The sequence below is a fragment of the Phormidium sp. FACHB-592 genome (assembly GCF_014695795.1).
In the GTDB taxonomy this organism is placed as follows: Bacteria; Cyanobacteriota; Cyanobacteriia; order Leptolyngbyales; family Leptolyngbyaceae; genus Stenomitos.
Map to the genome: position 1 here is coordinate 277090 of NZ_JACJOZ010000106.1, position 22958 is coordinate 300047.

The following is a 22958-nucleotide window of genomic DNA, read 5'->3' on the forward strand; positions in this document are numbered from 1 at the left end:
CATGCCTGCACTATAAGAACAGACTTACAAGGACAGACATACAAGGATAAATAGCAACGAAATCGTCTCTAACGGGTGCCAAAGGTCAGTTTTGCAGTTTGACCAGTGCCGCAAAAGCGATGAGCTTGTGTCTGCTGTGCTGAAGGCGGAATTCTCACCGTAACGCGCACCAGTGGTTGATTAATCAAGTTGGCAGGGGTTGCTGGAGTAATTGCCTGTGTTTGCTCCTTGATTGTTTCAATAGTGCTAACGGATTCAATCAGGTCAACGTCTCCAATTAAAGTCTTGGGTTCACCCGCCAGTTGCACCCGGACTGGCTGCTGGCCATCGATGCGGTTTGCCTGGTCTACACTAACTAGGGTTTCAACCCAAAGGTTACTGCAATCCAACATCGTTAATAGATTGCTCGGACGGTTGACCTGTGCATCTTGCTCTTGCTCTGTGCGGTAAATCACCCCGCTAAAAGGAGCCTTAACTGTAAGGTCTTTTCGGCTGGTGTAAATGGCTTGAGCTTGAGCAAGAAGATTTTTCTTGTTAACTCGCTGCACCTCTAACGTTTTAAGCAACGTTGATTGAGTTTGAATCGTCTGTGCAAGGCTGACTCGCTGGCTCAACAAACTATCGTCTGCTTTAAATGCTGTGCCCTCTCGCAAGACAGTATGAGATGTTTTAGCTGAAGCTAAAACCGCCTCTGCCTGTTTCACCTCAGCTTCAGTTGACTGCCAAAGCGCTTTCAATTGGTCAACCTTTTGCTGGGCAACAGCGCCTTCGCTCATTAGTTGAGAGTAGCGTTCGTAATCTGAACGTGCAGAGCGAGCTTTAGCACTTGCTTCATCCACTGCTGCCTGGTAACGACGAATATCATTGCCCGCTAGCTCAACGTTGGCTCCCTGGATTGATTGATCCTGAGATTCTAAGCCTCTTAATTGCTGTTGCAATAGGGCTAGAGATTGCTGACTAGCAGCTATCTGCGTGTCAAGAGAACTAATCTCACCTTGAAGCCGTAAAATGTTCTGCTCGTCTTGAGGTGTTGGCGCAATACGAGCAAGCACTTGCCCTTGTTTAACAACTGCTCCTGGCTGTGCATAAAACGCTTTAATGGTGCCGTTGATTGGTGATTGTACGCGCACGGTTCGACCATTAACAATGCCAGTATCAATCGTTAAATGCGTTAGGCGGTAACTAATTGAAGATAGTCCAAAGGCTACTGCTGTAGCACCTAATGATACCAACGCGAGCGTTAGCATTAAACGCTGCCATCGAGACTGCTTTGGCTCAACCTCAAGAGGTAAACCGATCGCATGGTCAGAATAAGATCGCTTAACAGGAACTTCTAGCATTCACTACGTTCTCCAATTCGAGAAGTATATTTAAGTACAGACTTGCAAAGAGAAAAATGCTGAAACAATCTGCGTGAAATTGCTGATGAATTACTCCTACAGCTAAGATTAGGCGCAAAAACTTCCCACAACATAAATATTCGGTAAACCTTCAATAAACTGAAAATGAAGGTTCTAAGAGTAAGTTAAATAACTTCTCTAAGAGTTTATTCTTGCTAATGCTAGCCAAAGTTTGAAATTGCAGCCCATCAGCAGTTTTGCCCGTTTTTAACCCATGTATAATTTGTGACATCGGTTCAAACTTTATGAACAGGTTAACAGCGCGATCGCTCGATTCAACAACTAAACCTGACTATTTGTAGAGCGGAAAATACTTAATTAGGCTCTACTAACTACGAGCGAAAAAATACTTCTTAAGACAGATAGACTCCTTCTTAAAAATAGGGAAACTACTCCTTAAGATAGATGAATCGCTCGGTGGGATAGAAAAACTATTCCCTAAGATAGATAGAGTACGCCTTTACCTGTATAGGCTATTCCTTTAGATAGAAAATATTGTTTTGATACAGGCTAATGTCGAGAACCGTACAGACTAGACTGTCAAGCAGATGGTTCGATCAGGTTTAGCACTTTGGTCCAGGGCAAAAGGATGCAGTTCTACTCGATCTACTTACTTGAAGAACGTATCGAACTTTACGCCTTAGAGCGAGAGCAAATTGCCGTTAACCAGAAAAGGCGGTTGATTTCGACTCAGAAAGGTTATCAGTGTGCCTATGAAGTTGCTGTGGCACTATCCCAAGCAAAGCAAGTGCCGCTGGTTGATTATGCTCAGTTGGCGTAATAAGCGTGAGGCTGTAAGCTGACTATCGCTGCTAAAGTGCTTCATTCCAATGTTTCTCTGTTTGAACTCAACTCCTCTGGCATTGATAGTGCATGAGTAAACTGCGTGTTGCCTTAATTGAAGATCACGATTTGACCCGCGTCGGTTTACGTTTGGTCTTTCAGCAGCATCCTACCGTTGAGATTGTTGGTGAGGCATCTGACGGATTTACAGGCTTAAAGCTTCTCGAAACGTCTCAACCCGACGTTGCAGTGGTCGATCTAGACTTGCCTGGTTTGGATGGTATTGAGGTAACACGGCGCTTTAAGCAAAGTTTGAATGCGGCTGCGATCGCAACCAACTCTCAACCCAAAATCATGATCTTGACCATGCAAGGGACGGAGGACTCCGTTTTAGCCGCTTTTGCTGCCGGAGCCGACTCCTATTGCATGAAAGATTTGCCGGCAGAGCGACTGCTAGAGGCATTGCAGAGTACTCACGAGGGCAACAATTGGATTGACCCTGCGATCGCCCAGTTGGTTTTGCAGCACCATCGTCAGTTGCAAGCAGCTACAGCAGTTGGCACGAGCGCCACCAAGACGGTAGATATTCTGGCTGATGGGGAACAAGCGCCCGTCCTCCAAGCCTATCCTTTGACGCAACGAGAGCTTGAGATTTTAACCCTGGTGGTAACCGGTTACACTAACGCCAAAATTGCGAGTGAGTGTTACATCACGATTGGCACTGTAAAAACTCATATTCGTAATATTCTGAATAAGCTTTGTGTGGACGATCGTACACAAGCGGCAGTACGCGCCTTGCGCTCTGGTTTAGTTGTCTGAGCCGTCTGCTGTTAGTTTTCTAGTTAAAGCGCCCGAAATGTTTTTATGAAATAACGACAGTGACTCAGCCAACTATCAAGGTTTCAGCCGATCTTTCGGATGCATTGCTTACCGAGATTTGTGCTGCGGCTTCTGTCCTTACCTGCACCTGCCCCGGTTATTTAACCCGTTTATTACGACAAGTGCGTGCCTTTCGGTCTTACACCATTAATTGTATTGAACGCTTTCCAGAAGCCACTGAGACACATCATTGGTTAGACCAGCGAGGAGACCAACTCGAGCAGTTACTCTTTCAGACGCTGCTAGAGTTGCTGCAAAAAGAGCAACTGTTGGATGCTACTAATCAGGTTTCGCTCAGCGAAATTGCAGAACGATCGCGAGCTAAGGCTCTTCAGCAGATCGAGCAACTCTAAGGCAATTAACACTGCCAATGTTTGAAAGCGTACAGACGAGTTTGGTCAAAAAATGTTTAAATGGCGAGATCAGACTTTGTGGCGAAGTTTAGCAACGTCGCTTTGACGGATTTGTCTGAAGCACTTATATAAACTGAACTCTATGTTTGCAGTGCTTCATCGTGATAAAGCGAAAGAGTCATCTACCTTATTATGAAAAAAACTAACGCTATATAGAAACAGTAGCAGCTATCTCATGGCTCAAAGTTGCTCAATAGTTTCAACTCTGATTTAGTTAAAAGTCACAAGCTTTCTTAGACTGAATTATCTTTTTTGCAAATATTATTTTTCACTGTCCTTAAATAAAACAGCTTTATAATTTAGCTTAAAAGCAGAGTGGCAATGACATTACTTGTTTTGCCACCACGTCTTCGTTTAAAGAAACAAACTTATTTTTCCAAAGCAACAATTACGCTTGGTTGTGATAAGAATCACTTAGATCCTTTAAAATAGCTCTTAACTTAAGATATAGCATTCATAATTCTTAACAAAGTCTACTAATCTTAGTAAAGCTTCTTTTTTACTTCATCTTGTGAGTTCAAACTTTCTTTGAGCAGCACTACGTTTTCTTTTCAAGTAACCTCATGTATCCCTCTGTTGCTTCGGAACAACTGATTCACCGCTTTAAATTCTGGGCGGATGGCATGATCCAGACTGGAATGAGTCACGGACATCATCTTTATCGTCAAATAGCTTCTTTCTCAATGTTGCAGAGGCAGCAAGCATACAGTTTGGGCATTGACTTGGTTCAACAGGGTCAAACAGTGATGCTAACCCATGCAGAAGATAGTTATACCGTTTGGGTTGCTTTAATTGACAGTGCCGGTGAAAGCCGCCTTAGCTGTTTTGCTGACAAAGGTAGAGAAGCTTCAACAGGTGCCTACCGCGATCGTTCCAGTTCGAATCAGTACATGAATTGCCTGCAAAAGGAAAGCCATGAACCTTTAGTGCCTGAAACGCCTTAAAGCTTTCATCTATAAATATGAGAGAAGCGAGCTGCCTATAAGGAGCACTTGATGTTAAAAGTTGCTGTTGGTCATAGCAACGTCCCGATTCTCAATCAGCAATTTTGACAGTGTTGAGAGCCTGCCTTCACACATTAGCAGGCGCAAGACCCAAAGCTGGTTTGATGTTAGCCGCGATCGATCTTGATCATGCGCTCATCCTGAAACACATTCATAAAGCCTTTCCGGCGATCGAATTAATTCGTGGCACTACCAATAGCGACATCTCATCTGTCTTAGGGTTTTGACCCTTTTTACTACTAAACCTGTTATGCAAGGCGTTGGGCTGGGATTATCCATTAGCTATCAGATTGTGGTCGGCAAGCATGGTGGCACGTTGCAATGTTTCTCCGCACCTGGATAAGGAACAGCGTTTGTGATTGAAATTTCAGTGCAGCAGCAGACGATTAACTGAGTGTCTGCATCATTTTTCTAAAGTGCCGTTTTCTAAAGTGCCGCCAAGTCACTGCTTTTGTGCAACTCTACCCTCCTTAAACCGATGCCTCCAGCTAACTTACCTGAAAACGAAACGGCTAGACTGGCAGCTCTGTGCCAGTACAATATTCTTGATACTCCGGCTGAAGCTGCCTTTGACGAGATTGCTACGCTAGCGGCAGCGCTGTGTGATACGCCGATCGCTCTCGTTAGCCTGGTTGACAGTACACGTCAGTGGTTCAAAGCCAAAATAGGCTTGGCGGTGGAGGAAACAGAACGAGAAGTTGCCTTTTGCGGTCATGCGATTCTTCAACCCGATTTACTGATCGTGCCGGATGCATCCCAGGATCAACGGTTTGCTGACAATCCTTTCGTGCTTGACGATCCTCAAATTCGCTTTTATGCTGGCGCACCGTTGCTGACCGCCGAAGGGCATGCGATGGGAACCTTGTGCGTTATTGACAGCGTGCCTCGTGACCTTAGCTTAGAGCAAGCACAAGCGCTGCGGGTTTTAGCACGTCAGGTAATGACCCAGCTTGAACTCCGTCGCCATGTAAAAGATCTAGCTCAGACCGTCGCTCAAGTCACTGAGTCCGAGCGGGCATTGCAAATCGCGCAGGCTACTTTAGAAAGCCAGGTGAGCGATCGCACAGCCGCACTGGTGCAAACGAATGCCACCCTACAAGTTGAAATTAATGAGCGGTTACAGGCTGAAAAGCAACTGCAACAACAGGTCGAGCATAACCGCTTGTTAGGGGCGATCGCGGCACGCATTCGGGAGTCACTACAGCTTGATGACATCCTCCAGACGGCTGTGGCTGAAGTCCGTCACTTTTTGCAGGTAGACCGAGTTGCACTGTACGAAATCGAGGTCAATCAGGGTGGCAGGTTTGTGGTGGAATCTGTTGCTCCTGGCTGTCCGTCGATTCTCGGTTTGGTCTTGCACGATCATTGTTTTGAGACTGACTATGCTGCCCAGTACCAACAGGGTCGCATCAGTGCTATTGATGATATCGAGCAGGCAGAGCTAAGCCCTTGCTACCGTGAAGTGTTGGCTCCCTTAAAGTTACGCGCCTTACTGCTAGTTCCCATTATCTTCAAGGAGCAACTGTGGGGTTTGCTCTGTATGCACCATTGTTCGGCACCACGTCCCTGGCAAGACTTTGAGCTTAGCGCGCTGCAACAACTTGCTACCCAAGTCGCGATCGGGATGCAGCAAGCGCAACTGTTTCAACAGGTGCAACAGCAAGCCCAACGAGAGCAGTTGCTCAATCAAATCAGTCGAGCGCTTAATGCCAGCCTCGATCCAAACCACATCCTACAGGAAATTGTTAACCAAATTGGAGCCTGCTTCAGCGTTGAGCGAGTCGTTGTTTTTGCCCTCGTAGCCGAACAAATGCAGGTGTTAAATGAATGGCGAGCCAACGATCAGGTTGCCTCTCTGCTGCATTGCAGAGCGCCACTTAATTTGTGGACAGCATGGCTTGATCCAACGTCTGCTTGCTACGCTCCTCAGCTTTTTCAGATGCCGCTGCTTACGGCAGAGCAGCCCGCAAGTACCGAGCCAGGGCAACAGCCATCGCCATCGCTGGCGGTCTTGCATGTACCGATCAATATTGGCGACCAGTTCTTGGGAGGGCTTTGTCTCCACACGACAGCCAGCCAACACACCTTTACAGCCGATGAGTTGAGCTTGTTGGAACAGATTGCTGCACAAGCGGCGATCGCCCTTTGTAATGCTCAGAGCTACGAACGGCTGGAACAGTTAGTGCAGCAGCGCACTCAAGCCCTAGAGCAAGAAAAACTACGTTCAGAAGCAGCTAATCGTGCCAAAAGTGAATTTCTTGCCAACATGAGTCACGAACTGCGGACACCGCTCAACGCCGTTTTGGGACTCTCGCAGATGCTACAACGCGAGTTGTTTGGTTCGCTCAATCCTAAGCAGCAAGAATACGTTACTTGCATTCACAGCAGTGGTAATCATCTGCTCTTACTCATTAATGACATTCTGGATCTAGCCAAAGTGGAGGCTGGCAAAGAAGAACTAGCACTGTTACCACTTTCAGTATCAAAACTTTGTGCGTACTGCCTCACTCTGGTACAGGAGCGAGCCTTTGAACAAGGCTTACGACTCATCAGCCATATTGATCCTAGAGTCAGCTTCTGCATGGCAGACGAGCGTCGCCTTAAGCAAATCTTGATCAATCTGCTCTCGAATGCCATCAAGTTTACATCTGTTGGTGACGTGTCGTTAACTGTGCAAAAGCAGCCTCAAGGTCTGACCTTTACGGTGTCCGATACGGGTATTGGTATGGCTGAAGCGCAGATCCCCTTGCTGTTTCAGCCGTTTGTGCAGTTAGATAGCCGCTTGAATCGGCGGTATGAGGGCACGGGACTGGGGTTAGCCCTGGCACGCGAGCTAGCTCAGCTGCATGGTGGCGATATTACCGTCGAGTCAACGTTAGGGCAAGGCAGCCAGTTTACGCTTTACTTACCGGACGAACCACCAGGGCTAAAGCAAATTCAACCCGTGACAAACCTCCTGATACCCTCTCCTCGCCATACTCTCAGCCAGCGGCAAACAGCGTCTTCTCGTCGCATCTTAGTTGTGGAGGATGATATTGCTAGTGCAATGCTCCTCCAGGACTTTTTACAGGCTTTGGGGCACCGGGTCGAGCATTGGGCAGATGGCAGCAACTTTCTAGAGCGGGTGCAGTTGTTCCGCCCAGCCTTGATTTTACTGGATGTCCAATTGCCCCACGGCATCACAGGGTTCGACTTGCTGACAGCGCTACGGCAGGAAGCCGCTTTGTACCAATTGCCAGTTGTGATGGTGACTGCAATGGCAATGCAAGGCGATCGCGAACGTTGTTTAGCAGCGGGCGCAACTGACTATCTCAGTAAACCGATTCAAACTGTCCAAATTGAGTCGCTCTTGTCGCAGTATCTTTCTGTAACCTAAAGACTGGCGTAACAGGACACCGCTACTGATGCACAAAGTCTTCAAGTGTATGGGTAAGCCTATCCGCTAGCCCTTCTGGTGGTGGTGCTTCTGCTGCGACTGCTGCCTCGATTTGCTTCACGGTCTCAGGTGGCAAGCCTAAAAGCTGTACCAAGTTTTGATAAGCAGCGTCTTCCTCTGCGTTGATCCTAGCTTCACTAGGGGAACGGGCACTACAGCTAATGACCTCATAACCTAAATGCAGAACGAGTGCTCGCTCCGCGTCGCTTTCTAGCTTAGACACCAGTTCACTAAGGGGAATATGCTGCATTAAATACTCACGCAGTTCGTGCTGTAAGGCTTTTTGCTGGGCGGCATCAGTAGCAAAAATGCGGCTCAGGCGGTCTAGCATTACCGTCACCTCTTCGGCAGCAAGATGACCATCAGACCAAGCCAAGGCAGCGACAATACGCAGCAAATTCATCTGACGCGGCGTAATGGAAGGGGGTGGAGGCATCTGTAGCATTACAAACTCCTGCTCTAGCATCTATGTGCAGCATCATGGAGCGGTAGAACCCATCGTTTGAATAAAGCTGTTGACGATCGACAACTCTACTAGCTCCATCTTCCTTTAGTCTACAAGCGAACGAGCTGACAAAAGCTAACAATATGTTTAGATTGCAACGAGGCTTCGGCTGTTACGGCTACACACCATTTGTAACTATCACATCCTACTTGTACAGCAAAAGGATGAAGGATGAGGAATGAATCGAAGCCCTTGCTTAAACGCAGTTTCAAGGTTTATACCTGTCCTAACGTTCTCTTCGGCTGTGATAAAAGCATTACGGTGGATAGCATTATGGATTGACTGATGGATTGAAAAGTCGATCGCCCGACTGCACCTGCCAGAGTCCGGCGTAAATCCCGCCGAGTGCCAGCAGTTCCTCATGCGTTCCTTGCTCCACCACTTGTCCCCGATCCATCGCATAAATGCAATCGCTGTGACGGATGGTCGATAGGCGATGGGCGATCGCGATCGTCGTACGGTTCTGCGTAATCATGATCAGGGACTTTTGAATGGCTGCTTCTGTTTCATTGTCTACGGCAGAAGTCGCTTCATCCAAAATCAGAATCGGTGGATCTTTGAGGATGGCACGGGCGATTGCCAAGCGCTGTCGCTGCCCTCCAGAGAGCTTCTGTCCTCGTTCACCCACAATTGTGTCGTAGCCCTGAGGCAGTTGCCGAATAAATTCATCAGCTTCGGCTAATTTTGCCGCATGCACAATCTCCTCATGGCTGGTGCTGAAGCTGCCGTAGCTAATGTTTTCGGCAACTGTGCCATGAAACAAAAACACATCCTGGCTAACCCAGCCAATACAGCGGCGCAGGTCGGCTAAGTTCAATGTGCGAATATCAATGCCATCAATCAGGATTTTTCCATGTTGAATTTCATAGAACCGGAGTAAGAGCTTCACTAATGTACTTTTACCCGATCCTGTAGCACCCACAATGCCAATCGTCGATTTCGGTGGAATGTGCAGGGAAAGGCGTTTGAGCACACGATCGCGATCGCTATAGGCAAAGGTAATGTCGTTAAAATGCACGTCGCCGCGTACCGTGTTGAGCGGAAGAGGATGATCGCCTGTGGTAATCGCAATTGGTGTATCCAACAAGCCCATCACCCGTCGTGTCGAAGCCATCGCCCGTTGATAGCTGTCTAGAATTTCACTTAAAGAGGCAAAGGGCCACAGCAATTGCTGCACAATAAACACCAGAAACCCATAAGTACCAACTGTGATTTGATTATTTAAAGCTGCAACGCCGCCAAAAAAGAGCGTTGCTACAAAACCCACCACAATCACCATCCGAATCAGGGGAATAAAGGCTGCACTCAGCGCGATCGCTCTACCATTACTGCGGCGATACGCTTCGCTTTCGGTCAGCACGCGATCGCGCTCATACCTTTCAGCCGTAAAGCTTTTAATGGTGGCAATGCCAGACAGATTATTGGCTAACCGACTATTGATTAATCCAGCTTTTGCACGCACATCAGCATAGCGAGGAGCCAGCCGCCGCTGAATTACCATCGTGCCCCAAATAATGAATGGAATCGGCAACATCGCAACCCAGGCAACACTGGGAGCGATCGCCACAAACGAACCACCGACGACTAAAACAGTCGTGAAAAAGTGCAAAATTCTTGCTGCACCAGAGTCGAGAAACCGCTCTAGTTGATTAATGTCATCATTCAAAATGGAGAGCATTTCTCCAGTACTGCGGTCTTCAAAATAGCTCAATTCCAACTCTTGCAAATGGCTATAGGCATCCAACCGTAACTCGTGCTGCACGGTTTGTGCCAGGTTGCGCCAGAGGCGATCGTAGAAAAATTGAAAGAGCGATTCTAAACTCCAAATCAGTAGCGTCAAAAGAGACAAAACTGCCAGTTGCCCAACGGTATCCGTTACCCCCAACCGTGCAACCAGAGAGTTCTCTTTTTGCACCACCACATCGACCGCAACCCCAATGAGATAAGACGGTGCCAGGTCAAAAATTTTGTTCAGGATGGTGCAAATGGTTGCCAGCCATACTTGAGGGCGGTAGTTTTTGGCGTAGCGTAACAAGCGTAGGAGAGGATGCACGATGAACCTGAATTAGACAATTACCGCTCCAGTGTAGGAAAGTAGAGGGAACGTTGTCTATGTAGACATTGACTGGCAGGGTCTGCTATTTAACCCTCCAGTATTAAGACGAGCGATCGAATCTAACGTCTGGTATAGGCGCTGTCGTGAACTACAGTCCTACTATTGGTGCTTAGTAGTCTTTCAAACAGGTATAAATGTCAACTCAATTGAATCCCGATCAAAAAACACTTGAGACGAAGGAAGCGACTTTATTCGATCGCACGTTTCGCGACAGTGAAGGTAATCTTGTGCTGGCTCAAGCACCCAATTTACCGCTTCTAGTTGGGTTAACAGGAACCTTACTTCAATATATACTTCCAGATGGCAAACCCCATACAGTCCTAGCTTTAGTAGCCTTCGGTGCTTTGTTCACTTGGGCATGGCAAGAACTTTTTGAGGGGGTTAACTACTTCCGCCGAGCGCTCGGCTTGATTGTGTTGGTAAGCCTGATCGCACTGGGGTTTAACTTCGATTAAATGTGAAACCTTGAAGGGAAACCGAATGAGCTTAATACGATAGCGCTACTGGTTGAAGCATTACTGACTGATAGCACTTAAAATTGGTTTGACTAAGCATCACGGATTGTTACATCACAGATTGTTGCATTACACATGATTGCTTGTGCTTGCAGAGAACGATCGTTTGTAAAACGATCGTTCTCTTTCTAGTACAATCGAACTAAATTTAACGCTTTTTGCTAGGCAGCGTCTTTGTAAACAAAGCAATTGAGCCTAGTCAGTCCACCCTTCGACCCTATCAATCAGCGCTATGGCTTCTGCACTCACCGTTTCTGGAAAAGTGATGGGTAAAACGCAGCCTCTTTTTGCCAATTGGGAACTGCGTTTACCAGAACAAGCAGAGCAGACTCCATTGACGCTACGAGCGTTGCTGACTCAGATTGTGTTGGCAGAGGTTGCAGGCTTTGTCGATCGCCAACGTCAACGACGCTTGCTACAGGTGCTTAGTCCTGCCCAGATTAGCTTGGGTGTAGAGCAAGGGAAAGTGGAGTCTGGCGGTAGCGATCTGGAGCAGGTTGTTGATCTGGAACAGGCAGTTGAAACCGCTTTACAGGCTTTTATTGATGGCTTCTATTTTGTGTTTGTAGACGAGCAGCAGCAGGAAAATCTAGACGACGTTGTTACCTTACAACCGCATTCAGAACTATTGTTTCTACGGTTAGTGCCATTGGTAGGTGGGTAATCTAGCAAAAGCCGATCGTTGAAGGATGGAACAATGCTGAACCGCGAAGTTGCTCAGGCTCAATTGCGTACTGTTCATGTTACTGCTTGGCGCTCGCAACGCATTCAACGCATGGGCAGTCTGCCCGAACCATTACAAGTTGTCGGGTATGGTATTTTTGGCTGTAGCGCTGCGGGTCAGCGGTTAGACTCGCCTGAGTCCTATAAAGTGCAGGAGCGATCGCTAGAGCAACTTGATGCGCTGGCACCGAGCGATCGACTCCAAGTTCTGGCGGTCATCTTTCCTAAATTTGCGCTTACGGTTGAAGCTGCCTGGCAACTGAACGCGCATTTGCCCTATCAAACTGGTTACAGTCGGCGATCGTTTCGCAGTCCATCGCATCCAGAACTCAGTGCAGACAGACGACGCAATTGGTTTCAGCAACTCATTACTGTAGTGGAAGGTTACGACCAGGATTTAGAGTGGTTCGTCGCTTGGACACCGTACCTGCATTACTATGCGGCTGAGACATTGGGCATTTTGTTTGCGGCAGCAATCAACCAGAACGATGCGCTAGGACAAACCATTTTTGACAGTTTGCTTGCCTCCGCCAATGGTAATCATGAAATTGGGGCGATGGGGCGGCATGTGACTCGTGCGTTACTGGTTGCTAACCGAGAAGACGGTTAGGATTTTATGGAACGCTTGTTGCTGGCAGCGCAACGGCAAGAAGGACTGCGGCAAACCATTTTGGAGACGATCGACGAAGCCCATCCGATCGCGTTTCGGCGCATGGTGCGGCTAATCGTAGAGCACAATCTGACTCGCTTCAGTGCGGCCATTCGCGCCGTGGATGTGTGGTTTGGCTTTGGGCTGGAAGCGCTCAACGAAAAAGTTGCCAAACAACTGCTGAGTCAGCTTCTAGAATTGCTGGAAAATCCTGAGGCTCAGGTCACTGCGTTACAGTCTGATGATCCTCAGACGGTGTATCTAGCGCTGTGGGCGATCGGCTTTGAAGATGCGGTTGCGGCGATCGCCTGTGTCGTCCCATTACTTGACCATCCTCAGACAACCCATCGGTTTGTCGCCGTGCATTTTCTGGCTCAGCTAGACATCACACCTGCCAGATTGCTGCTGCTGCCTGCGGTGAGTGATCGCGCGTTGGAAGTCACGACCTGTGCGGTGCAGGCACTATGCGCCAACGATACAACGATTCAAAACGACTCAGATGCTTTTGAGCGCCTGGAGCAGGCATTACCCTACTTTCCTGACAAACCAAAGCCGCTGTCGATCGTTTGGGAGTGGATTAAGCTTGAACCGAGTCAGCATTTAGTTGCGTCGGCACTGGTGCAAAATTTGGGGCAGCGATCGCCCAAACGGTTAATTCCCTATCTACCCTATCTCGATTCATCTGGCCGCAGCCGCATTGCCCGACTGTTGGCAGAACTCAAGCCCTGGGACAGCGAGATTCGCGCTGTAATGTTTGATCTGGTCGGTGATGCTAGCAGTTGGGTGCGCGAACAGGTGATGCGACTTTTACAACGGCATGGTGCGATCGCTCCTGAAGAAGGCATTCAGCTCGAACAATTGTTGACTCGTAAGGCAAGCGATCTGCGACGGGGCATTCTGGGTTTACTGCTCAAACAACCGGATGAAGCGGCGATCGCATCGGCACAACGCCTTGTAGAAACCAAACAAACACTCCAGCGACAGGCAGGGCTAGAGCTACTGCGAGAGTTGGTGCAGCAGAACCGCTTAACCGATCGCGCCCGTAGTTTGGCAACCGACTATCAAACCACGCGCTCGAAACTCACCGTTACAGAAACACAGTTACTCAACGGCATTTTGCAAACTGAAACCGAAGCCACGCTAGCGGATGCGCTGGGTTTAGTGAAACTTGAAGACCTGACCCCGATCGCCCCTCCACAAGTGCTGGTAACCCCAATCATTACCACTCCAGCCGCAATTGGGTGTCTTACCGCGTTAGACGAGCTTATCCATGAGCACCGACAAACGCCGATCAAATTTATGGATGGGGATGAGGAAGACCTGTTGGGCAATCTAACTTGGAGATTTCTGCACGTTAATCCACAGCTGTCCCATGAGGAAAACCTGTCTCGTCTGCCACTTAACGATGTGTAGCTAAACTGGTGGCGCGATCGCCCAGAGGCACTCCGCGATGCTGATGGATTAGAACTGCTGCGGGCGGTCGTGCCTCGTTTTGAAAATCGCGCTGATCCGTTCGCGCTTGGACTAGAGGAAATGACCCTTGAAGTAGAAGAAATGACCGATGAGCCAGCACTGTCTCAACCTAGCCTCATCGATCGCACCTTCACAGCTTTGCAAATGCTTATTGGTGAGCAGCCAGCTCTAAGCTACCCGCATCAAATTAACTGCATCGCTGGCTGGCTGTTGTATCTACATCCGCCTGCTCAGAGGTTTGATTTTTTGCTTGATGCAATTTCCAAGATTGTTAACACCATCCCCATCACTGAACTTAACCATGATCCGCAATGGCATGACTCTAGCTATTGGGGTCTACCCCTGCTAGTAAGTGGTTTTGTGGGCAACTGGGTCACATTTGCGCGACCGTATCAACAATCCTTGACTGATAGTGATCAGTACGTCCGATGGTGGCACTTAGTGCGCTGGGTCGACCAATTTTTGCCTGGGTTTAGAGGACATCGAGACACGACTACGCTCTGGGATGTGCTGAGTGCCTATCAAGCGGGCGGCGCAACAGAGTCAGACGTGATGTTTTACCTGTTAGGTGCAGAGGAACGTATCATCGAGAGTGATCAAACGCCTGGAACGGCAGAGGCAAAAGCCAATCTCCGAACTTCGTTTCAGGATTTGTCGCATTTGACGCGCCGCAATGTGACTGAGGTTTACGCAGCGTATCCCTTTTTAATAGCATTAGCCGATCGTGCCCGACAGCGCATCTTGGCGATCGAACTGCAACGGGGCGATCTGCCGACAGCAGGCTCACACGCGGCGCTTTCTTTGAAGTCGATCGTCGGCATGTCCACCGTCATCCAACTGCTTCAATCCTTCGATCGCAACAAGCTGGTACGCCACTACTCGTACAACAGTCTCAGCAAAGCCTCGGTCTTCAGTCATTTGATGCGGATCAGCTTTCCCGCCGCAGACGACACCCCGGCTGAGTTTGCGCTGCGCGTGCAGTCAGCTCAAATCAAGCTAGAAAACCTGATTCAGTTCGCCTTCTACGCGCCCCAGTGGGTTAACTACATCGAACAGGCGCTCGGCTGGGATGGCTTTGCCGAAGCCGTCTGGTGGTTTCACGCTCACACCAAAGACAACGGCTGGACGGTCGAAGCCGATGTCCGCGAAACCTGGGTAGCGCAGATTAGCGAACGCACGCCCCTCTCGGCTAGAAGCTTGGTTGAAGGTGCGGTGGATGTTGCCTGGTTCCATCGTCTCTACAAACGGTTGAATGCTGACCGGTGGCAGCAACTTTACGAAGCAGCTCAATACGCCTCCAGTGGAGCCGGGCACCAACGCGCCAAACTCTTTGCCGATGCCATGTTGGGTAACCTGGACACGAAGAGCTTACGCGATCGCATTACCCACAAACGCCATCAGGATTCTATTCGAGCGTTAGGGCTGCTGCCAATAGCGAACGGTAAGTCGCGCGATCGGGATATTCTCGATCGCCATCAAGTGCTGCAAGACTTCCTCCGCACCAGCAAAAAGTTCGGCTCCCAGCGACAGGCGAGTGAAAAACTAGCCGTCGCGATCGGCATGGAAAATTTGGCACGCACGGCTGGCTTTGTCGATCCCCAACGACTCCAGTGGGCAATGGAAGCAGAAGCGATCGCCGATCTGGTTGGTCAAGCACAGGTGGTAACGGTTGAAGAAGTCAGCGTTAGTCTGGCAATTACTACCGAGGGCAACCCGGAAATTACCGTTGAAAAAGCAGGCAAACCGCTGAAAGCCATTCCTGCCAAGCTCAAAAAACAGCCTGACATTCAAAGACTGACTGCCCGCAGGCAAGAGATTACTCAGCAAGCCTCTCGCATTCGCCTCTCGCTAGAACAAGCCATGTGTCGCGGCGATCGCTTTACGGCAACCGAATTGGTGCAACTGGCGAAACATCCCGTGCTGTTTCCCATGCTGAGTCAGTTGGTGTTGATTGGCGACAGCGAAGTGGGCTATCTCGTTGAACAGGGAACAGCCCTGCAAAACCATAGCCAGGTTGTCACACCCATTCAATCGGCTGAACTCCGCATTGCCCATCCCCATGATTTACTGCTGCAAGACTGGCATTTGTGGCAACAGGACTGTTTTAATGTCGATCGCATCCAGCCGTTCAAGCAAGTTTTTCGAGAACTTTACCTTCCTACTGCTGCGGAGCAGTCAGAACCTGCTTGCCGTCGCTATGAAGGACATCAGGTGAACCCTCGACAAGCACTGGCACTGTGGGGGCAACGCGGTTGGATCGCGGCTCCTGAAGAAGGCGTTCGCCGCGCCTTTCATGCTGAAGGACTGATTGCTGCGGTGGAATTTCTCAACGGTTTCTACACACCGCTGGAAGTGGAAGGGCTAACTATTGCAGGAGTGCGCTTCCATCACCGCGACGATTGGAAAGCTCTGCCACTCAATAAGATTCCACCATGCCTCTTTAGCGAAGTCATGCGCGATCTTGATCTGGTCGTGAGTGTGGCGCATCAAGGCGGTGTTGATCCAGAGACAACTGCTTCCACCGTCGAAATGAGAGCAGCTCTAGTACGCGAAACCTGTCGCCTGCTGAAGCTGCATAACGTTCAACTACAAAAGTCTCACGTGTTGATCGAAGGACAACTCGGCAGTTATTCGGTGCATTTGGGCAGCGCGATCGTGCATCGGCAACCAGGTGGCGCACTCTGCATCATGCCCGTTCACTCTCAACATCGCGGCAGACTTTTTCTGCCCTTCGTTGACAATGATCCCAAAACGGCTGAAGTGGTTTCCAAAGTACTGCTATTAGCACGAGACAAAGAGATTCGAGACCCAACGGTTTTAGAGCAGCTTTTATAAGCAGAGAAAAACCGCGATCGCCCTTGTAGAAACACTTTCAAAAACAGTTTCTAGATAGACGAGGAGCTTGAGGCTCTTTCGCCCCGGCTTCGCAAGATCAATGAAGCAAGGGGGCGATCGCGATTTAGCAGCGCTAACTTACTGCAAATGCAGTGCTAACCTACTGCAAATAAGGTGCTAAACCAAAAATAGTGAGTACGCCGAGAATGTGACCGAAGCTGACCGAAGCAAGAACGGTCGCCACACTGGGTCTATTAAATATTGGGGCAAGAGGACCCAGTGGCATTTCAGGACCGACGTGAGGCAGCTTAATCGTACGCGACGCAATAAAAAGAACTAGAAGCGACCAACCAATCATGATCGGCGTGCCTTGCCAATGCCACAACTCAGTAGGAGTTTGACCAGCGGCTGTTTCTGCAACAAACCAAAACGAGTGAATCAAGCGTTACTCTCCTTTGTAATTAAGGCGCTAGGTTACTTAAGCGTGACTAGGATAATCGTGTTTTCAATTACGAAATTGCACCTCAGTCCAACGGTGGATTTACCGATGCTAAGCCGATGACAAGCCCAGGTCTTTTGCATTATGCCGGGTAGCGATCGCTAAAGCCATAGACGATAATTTGCTTACCCTTACGTAGAGACAATCACTTCATTACTTTTTCTGCGTAGGTCAGAAGTGCTAACCCTCCCCTTTCCAGTTCTCTTTGCTTCGTAAGGCAGAGTAATTGCATCTTTTTTCTCCTCCCCCCGGTTAACTTAGGTTCTTGCCAGAGGCAGGGACAAGCAAAAGGGTTCGCCTGTTAACTTAAACACATGACAAACGTTTTTCAGCGTACTATTCAACCGGAGTTGATATTATGAATATCTTGGCTTGGATTGTTTTAGGTTTGATTGCTGGAGCGATCGCAAAGGCTCTTTTCCCTGGACATCAGGGTGGCGGCATTCTTGGCACCATGATTTTGGGTATTGTTGGTGCATTCGTCGGTGGTAGTCTTTTCAGCTTTTTGACCACTGGCACACTAGCGCTAACGTCAGCCGGACTAAGCTTAGGTGGCGTTGCAGTAGCAGTACTGGGTGCGATCGTGGCACTGTTTATCTACTATGCTGTGACCCGTCGTAGCGCTTCCTACTAAGCGTTTTGGTTCCCAAGTTGCCATAGTTGATGGTAACAACCACTTATAAAACCTGATTGGAAGATGAGCGATCCGGCTGCTAAGCGGGTCGCTCATCTTTGTTTATATTGCTATTGCCTTTTGAAAATAAGCGCGATCGCTGCTCTCGGTAGTATGGTTTGACAAGAACTGCACCTTTTTGCTTTTACCCTTGTCCCTGAAGCAATCGCACGAACCAGACAGCAAGCCAACCTAATAGGGCGTACACGACGATCGCAATCAGCACATTCACATCAAAGATATTGGCGCCGCCACCCGTTACCGGACTGATAAACAAGGTGGAGAACGGTGCCACGAAAGGAGCTGAGAGGTTATAGATAACTTGGGCAAATGTGTTGTCGGTATTGGCACCCAAGACACGCAATAGGAAGCGTAGCCCCAGCAGAATTTCTAGAAGCCCTACAAAAAAATAAATGCTATTGATGATCCAGTTTGATGTTGTTGCTCTGCGGGCAAGCTCAAGCCGCTGCTCTTCTTGCCGAAGCTGCAAGGCTTCCTGTTGACGGCGTAGTTCTTGCTGATGCTTAAAGTTAGACGGATCGTTGGGATTCCTAACAGTACTCTCAATAAGATTAGTAGTCTGTCAGTTTTCAATCTGTGTGTAAAGATGCTTGAACCATTGCTAATCTACTGCTTTCTGCATCTGCTTACGCTCCATGTTCCAGGCGTTGTTTATCTATCTTTTACAGCAATCAGCTACATAGAATCAGAATAGAGGGCTTCCCACACGCCTTATTTGCAGAAAGGTGCAAAATGGCAAACGCAAGGAAACGATCGCCAGAGCTATGACTGCTTCGCTGAACACCTTAACTCGCATTCTTTGCAAGTACGCTTTGATATACTCCAGTTTCCCTTGTTGGAGCTTCAACATATAGCAGTCGAAGAGGAAGTTAAGACAGACATAAACCTTGAAACTTTCTTTGAGCAAGGGTTTCCATTCGTCCTTTATCCTTCATCTTCTTGCTCTAGCTCCTGACGAATTTAGTAGCGGCAAGCGGCTAGAACGAAAGCGGTCAATACGAAACCAACCCACACATACCATGACATTCGGCACGCTTTCCATACAGAAATGTCAAAGTGGGCAGTTAGATCCCTTTTAACTCGACGCCGTTCTTTCCAGTTGACCATTTATCGTTTGACGCTGGGGTAGTTTAACGGTAATGCTTGTTCCTACGCCCTCTTCACTCTCTATGGCAATTTGCCCATTGTGCAAATCCAAGCATCGTTTTACCATCGTCAGCCCTAGCCCAGTACCAGGAATATCGCCGACGTTGTCTGCTCGCTGAAAAGGTTCAAATAAATGCTTTTGCGTGTCAAGCGGAATGCCAATGCCCGTGTCTCGCACTTGGAACGTAACTTCTTCAGCCATGCAGGAAAGATCGAAATCGATCGGGCTACCTGGATGAGAATATTTGACTGCGTTTGAAATTAAATTCGTCAGAATGTGTCTGAGGAGCTTAGGATCTAAACAAGCATCCTCACATTGCCCCTGGCTACGGAACGTAATGGCATGGTTTAATCCTGCACTAAATTGAACTTCCTCCACCAGTCCTCGACAGAACTCTTCTAAATCTAATGGTGCTGGTTCAAACCTTAAGCTCCCGCCTTCAACGCGACCCACAGACAACAGATCGTTCAACAATTGATCCATCGAGCGGACTGATTGTTGAATCATGTATAAGAATTCACGTCGTCGTTCTTCAGTTAGCCTGTGATTTTCCTGCTCAAGTAGTTGGGCACAACTCAAAATCGATGTCATTGGGCTTCTAAGCTCATGCGCTGCCATCGACCAGAACCGGGATCTTAGCTCACTCAACTCTTTTTCTTTCTCTAGAGCGACCCGAATAGCCATTTCTGATAAGCGGCGGCGGAGTGCAATTTCGATCGCCACCTGTAAGTCTCGCTCATCAAACGGCTTCACGATATACCCAAAGGGTTCTGTTACTTTTGCCCGCTGTAGGGTGGTTGCATCAGCATAGGCTGACAAATAAATAACCGGCGTACCAAAAACGACTCGAATTTGTTCCGCTGCTTCGATACCATCCATGCGACCTTTGAGTCGGATATCCATCAAAACTAAATCGGGTCGGCATTCCGCTACCTTTTCAAGCGCTGCTTCTCCAGAGGCAACCGATGCGGCTACGACATACCCCAGCTTTTTTAAGCGCTTCTCGATGTCTCGAGCAACAACTCTTTCATCCTCAACAACTAAAATCTTTTCAGCAGCCACTTATTATCCCTTCCCAGTAGTTTCTAGTTCTGAAAATTGAATCGTAAAGGTTGTCCCCGTTCCGTTAGTCTGATGGCATTCGATCTTCCCCTCTAGCTGCTCGGTGAAGATACAGACTAATTCTAAGCCAAGTGATTCTGTGTTGCGGAAGTCTACGTCTGGTGGAAAGCCAATCCCATTATCTTGAACGGTTAATGTATAGCGATTGTCAGTGATGGGAGAAAGCTTAATGAAGATTTGGTTTTCTAACTTTGGGGCTGGAAAGGCATGTTTTAAGGCATTAGAAACTAACTCATTGATGATTAAGCCACAGGGGATGGCTGTATCAATATTGAGCCAAACGTCGATCGCCTCGGTGCTCAGCGTTGCAGACTGCGAACTCGCCGTATAAGACCGCAGCAGAGTGTCTGCTAAGTCGCGGATGTATTCATCAAAGTTTATCTTGAGCAGGTTATTCGATTGATGCAGCTTTTCATGAATCAGCGCCATCGAACGAATCCGGCTTTGGCTGTCCTTGAACAGTGCGAGCACTCGATCGTCCTTGATATAGTCTGATTGCAGTCTTAAGACACTCGAAATCACCTGGAGATTATTCTTGACCCGGTGATGGATTTCTTTCAGTAAGACTTCCTTTTCTTTCAAGGATTGCTTTAGTTGCTCCTCCGTTCGCTTGCGCTCCTTGAGTTCGTTCTGAACCTGCTGATACAGCTCTGATTGTTGAATGGCGATCGCCATATGTGTTGCCAGTTGCTTCAGCAGGTCAACTTCAAACTGCCGCCATCGTCTGGGTCCAGAGCAGTGATAGGCGCACAACAAACCCCACAGATGGTCTCCTTGCAGGATTGGTACGACTAAGCTAGCCCGAACATCATATAGAACCAGAATGTCGATATGACACTGCGTTAAACCAGCAGTGTAAATATCCTCACAAACTTGAGTCCGTCCTTCTTTGTACGCCCGAGCGTAGTTTTGTCCAAAGCACGTATCCCGAATGCTGCTGTTGAGTGCTGGTCTCCAGCCCTTCTCTACCGACTCGACTACGGTTGTGCCGCTCCAGTCAGGGTGAAACTGGTAGATAATCACTCGATCGCTTTTAAGGAACTGTCGGACTTCTTCTACACTCCTTTGAAGAATCTCATTGAGGTTAAGGGACTCCCGAATATGTAGCGCCATCGCAGCTAGAATGCGGCTGCACTGCAATTGTTCCAGCAAACTTACCGGATTCTCTAGCAACTGAATGTCTAGGGTGGGTGCCGAGTTTGGGTCGGGTTCGGCGCTTGAGACCTCAAACTGCTTGATCGATCGATGCAGTTGCTCTACAGCGTTGTGCATCTCGTCTAGGTCTAACGCCTCCAGGAAACTTGTTGGTGAGACAACTCCTAAAAGCTCACCCTGATTACCGTACACCCCAAACCGCTGTACTTTTGTTTGCTGCATTTCCCAGTAGGCAACTAAGACTGATTCAGAGGACGCAAAGTGCAGGAAGGGAGCGCTCATCACTGCTTGAGCTTGTATCTGCGCTAAGTTCAGCCCTAACGCCCAAAGCTGAAGCATATGCCGCTCTAAAATTAATCCTACGGGGTGAGCCTCATCCTGGCTATCGTCCGTTAGCACAATGTAATCAACTTGATGGTTCATCATCAGTTGAGCTAACTCAAGAATGGACGTTTTTGCAGGTGCTTGAACGACTGGCGGAGAAACAAGCTCTGCTAAGGACTTTGCTTTTAGTAATTCGTCTAGCTGTAAAACATTACGAAGACTTGCCGGTGTAACGATGCCGAGCCATTGCCCCTCCTCATTCATTACAGGCAGATGATGAATCTGATGTTGACGTAACTGAGATAGGGCAGTAAAAACAGTTTGATCAGCCGCTTGGGTCAACACGATGGCAGGTTGTCGCACCACGTCAGCGATTTTTGTCGCCGTTAAATCTCGTCCTGAGACGATCGCCTGTAGTGCGTCTTGCTCGGCGAATACCCCCACGACCTGCGTCCCTTCCACAATTAGAAGACCACTTGCGCGTGCTTCGCTCATCAATATGGTACTGAGCGAGAGTTCTAAACCTGGCAGAACGCAACTGCTCTGCGCTTTGCTCATCATCATGATTGCGTCACTAAGGGATGTATCAGGAGATACGGTCAGCGGACGTCGATCGATGGCAGGGTCTAACGACAGAAAAGAGTTTGATACGTTTTGCGAATTCATACAAACGGTCAGTTTTTAGCGACAGGTGCTGTATTGGCGCAGGACTCAAAGGGAATTAGCAGAGAAAAAGAGGTGAAAGAGAATAAAGCCTAGCTGACCCTATTCTATTTAAAGATGGAGAAAATTTTATGGTTAGTTTTCTACCGCATGAGCACAACAGTCTGTTTACAGACCTTACGGATACTATTCCCCGCAAATCTTCAGGGTTTACAGCTCTGCTCAAGTTCCCTTAAAGAGACACTAGGGCTATGAAAGCAGAACTGTTATGAAGCAGGAAGGCTAATGATCCGGAAGCTTTGCAGCAAGATGCTTTAAACCTCAATATTTCTTTATAAAACTTAGTCTTTTGCAAAGGTATCGTCATTGCGATCGTCATACTACAAGATCGCAATGCTATTACCTGTGCTTGAGATTGTTTTAGTGCTTGAAGCGCTTTAAGTTCTGAGTCGCGATCGTTAAAAAGTGCTTTATCACACTTAGAATCTGCTCACCGTTCTTAAGAAAGTGTTTGTAAATGCTGGTTAAGCAGGTTTCAAGTTCCTCGTTCGTCGGTTGTTTGTTAACCGCCTCAGCATCAACCGAATCATGACCACATAAACCATGCCTTCATGATTTTCAGG

At 48.3% G+C, this 22958-nt stretch carries 19 protein-coding genes; 12 read left to right on the forward strand and 7 right to left on the reverse strand.

The window, feature by feature from the left end; translation table 11 throughout:
* Positions 1–68: 68 nt before the first annotated feature.
* The gene (locus H6F86_RS30715; protein ID WP_190455265.1) at positions 69–1340 is read right to left on the reverse strand and encodes an HlyD family efflux transporter periplasmic adaptor subunit; all 1272 of its coding nucleotides are present in this window, start codon (positions 1338–1340) and stop codon (positions 69–71) included.
* A gap of 649 nt (positions 1341–1989) precedes the next feature.
* Here H6F86_RS30715 and H6F86_RS30720 point away from each other — a divergent pair.
* From H6F86_RS30720 to H6F86_RS30745, 6 genes are all read left to right on the forward strand, one after another.
* Positions 1990–2181, forward strand: coding sequence for a hypothetical protein (locus H6F86_RS30720; RefSeq protein WP_190455268.1), 192 nt, complete (start codon positions 1990–1992; stop codon positions 2179–2181).
* A gap of 92 nt (positions 2182–2273) precedes the next feature.
* A complete protein-coding gene (locus H6F86_RS30725; RefSeq protein ID WP_190455271.1) occupies positions 2274–3002 on the forward strand; it encodes a response regulator transcription factor in 729 nt (242 codons plus the stop codon).
* 59 nt (positions 3003–3061) lie between these two features.
* Positions 3062–3415 (forward strand): hypothetical protein, encoded by a 354-nt coding sequence (locus tag H6F86_RS30730; protein ID WP_190455274.1) that lies wholly within the window; start codon positions 3062–3064, stop codon positions 3413–3415.
* A gap of 623 nt (positions 3416–4038) precedes the next feature.
* A complete protein-coding gene (locus tag H6F86_RS30735) occupies positions 4039–4419 on the forward strand; it encodes a hypothetical protein (protein WP_190455277.1) in 381 nt (126 codons plus the stop codon).
* 110 nt (positions 4420–4529) lie between these two features.
* Positions 4530–4706, forward strand: a complete 177-nt coding sequence (locus H6F86_RS30740; protein WP_190455280.1) for a hypothetical protein — start codon at positions 4530–4532, stop codon at positions 4704–4706.
* Positions 4707–4957: 251 nt separating this feature from the next.
* Positions 4958–7855 (forward strand): GAF domain-containing protein, encoded by a 2898-nt coding sequence (locus H6F86_RS30745; protein WP_190455297.1) that lies wholly within the window; start codon positions 4958–4960, stop codon positions 7853–7855.
* A gap of 22 nt (positions 7856–7877) precedes the next feature.
* On the opposite strand, the gene H6F86_RS30750 is transcribed toward H6F86_RS30745, so the two are convergent.
* Both H6F86_RS30750 and H6F86_RS30755 read right to left on the reverse strand, forming a co-directional pair.
* Entirely contained in the window at positions 7878–8360 is a 483-nt protein-coding gene (locus H6F86_RS30750) for a TerB family tellurite resistance protein (RefSeq protein WP_242033774.1), read from the reverse strand.
* A gap of 331 nt (positions 8361–8691) precedes the next feature.
* Positions 8692–10473: an ABC transporter ATP-binding protein gene (locus H6F86_RS30755; RefSeq protein WP_347241443.1), complete on the reverse strand. Its 1782-nt coding sequence runs from the start codon at positions 10471–10473 to the stop codon at positions 8692–8694.
* A gap of 197 nt (positions 10474–10670) precedes the next feature.
* On the opposite strand from H6F86_RS30755, the gene H6F86_RS30760 reads away from it, so the two are divergent.
* The 5 genes from H6F86_RS30760 to H6F86_RS31855 all read left to right on the forward strand — a co-directional run bounded on the left by H6F86_RS30760 (position 10671) and on the right by H6F86_RS31855 (position 16731).
* A complete protein-coding gene (locus H6F86_RS30760; RefSeq protein WP_190455306.1) occupies positions 10671–10991 on the forward strand; it encodes a hypothetical protein in 321 nt (106 codons plus the stop codon).
* 292 nt (positions 10992–11283) lie between these two features.
* Entirely contained in the window at positions 11284–11715 is a 432-nt protein-coding gene (locus H6F86_RS30765; RefSeq protein ID WP_190455309.1) for a hypothetical protein, read from the forward strand.
* A gap of 33 nt (positions 11716–11748) precedes the next feature.
* A complete protein-coding gene (locus H6F86_RS31845; protein ID WP_199305595.1) occupies positions 11749–12384 on the forward strand; it encodes a hypothetical protein in 636 nt (211 codons plus the stop codon).
* A gap of 6 nt (positions 12385–12390) precedes the next feature.
* On the forward strand, positions 12391–13836 hold the full coding sequence (locus tag H6F86_RS31850) for a hypothetical protein (RefSeq protein WP_199305596.1): 1446 nt from the start codon (positions 12391–12393) through the stop codon (positions 13834–13836).
* Between the two features lie 69 nt (positions 13837–13905).
* A complete protein-coding gene (locus tag H6F86_RS31855; RefSeq protein ID WP_199305597.1) occupies positions 13906–16731 on the forward strand; it encodes a DUF4132 domain-containing protein in 2826 nt (941 codons plus the stop codon).
* A gap of 160 nt (positions 16732–16891) precedes the next feature.
* On the opposite strand, the gene H6F86_RS30775 is transcribed toward H6F86_RS31855, so the two are convergent.
* A complete protein-coding gene (locus H6F86_RS30775) occupies positions 16892–17173 on the reverse strand; it encodes a photosystem I reaction center subunit X (protein WP_199305598.1) in 282 nt (93 codons plus the stop codon).
* A 415-nt stretch (positions 17174–17588) separates the two neighbouring features.
* Here H6F86_RS30775 and H6F86_RS30780 point away from each other — a divergent pair, with 415 nt between their 5' ends.
* Entirely contained in the window at positions 17589–17864 is a 276-nt protein-coding gene (locus H6F86_RS30780) for a GlsB/YeaQ/YmgE family stress response membrane protein (protein WP_190455312.1), read from the forward strand.
* 184 nt (positions 17865–18048) lie between these two features.
* Here H6F86_RS30780 and H6F86_RS30785 read toward each other — a convergent pair whose 3' ends face one another.
* From H6F86_RS30785 to H6F86_RS30795, 3 genes are all read right to left on the reverse strand, one after another.
* Positions 18049–18393, reverse strand: coding sequence for a YggT family protein (locus H6F86_RS30785; RefSeq protein WP_199305599.1), 345 nt, complete (start codon positions 18391–18393; stop codon positions 18049–18051).
* A 606-nt stretch (positions 18394–18999) separates the two neighbouring features.
* The gene (locus H6F86_RS30790) at positions 19000–20133 is read right to left on the reverse strand and encodes an ATP-binding protein (protein ID WP_190455316.1); all 1134 of its coding nucleotides are present in this window, start codon (positions 20131–20133) and stop codon (positions 19000–19002) included.
* Positions 20134–20136: 3 nt separating this feature from the next.
* Positions 20137–22338 carry a histidine kinase dimerization/phosphoacceptor domain -containing protein gene (locus tag H6F86_RS30795; protein WP_190455333.1) on the reverse strand — a complete coding sequence of 734 codons (2202 nt, stop codon included), beginning with the start codon at positions 22336–22338 and terminating at the stop codon, positions 20137–20139.
* Between the last annotated feature and the right edge of the window lie 620 nt (positions 22339–22958).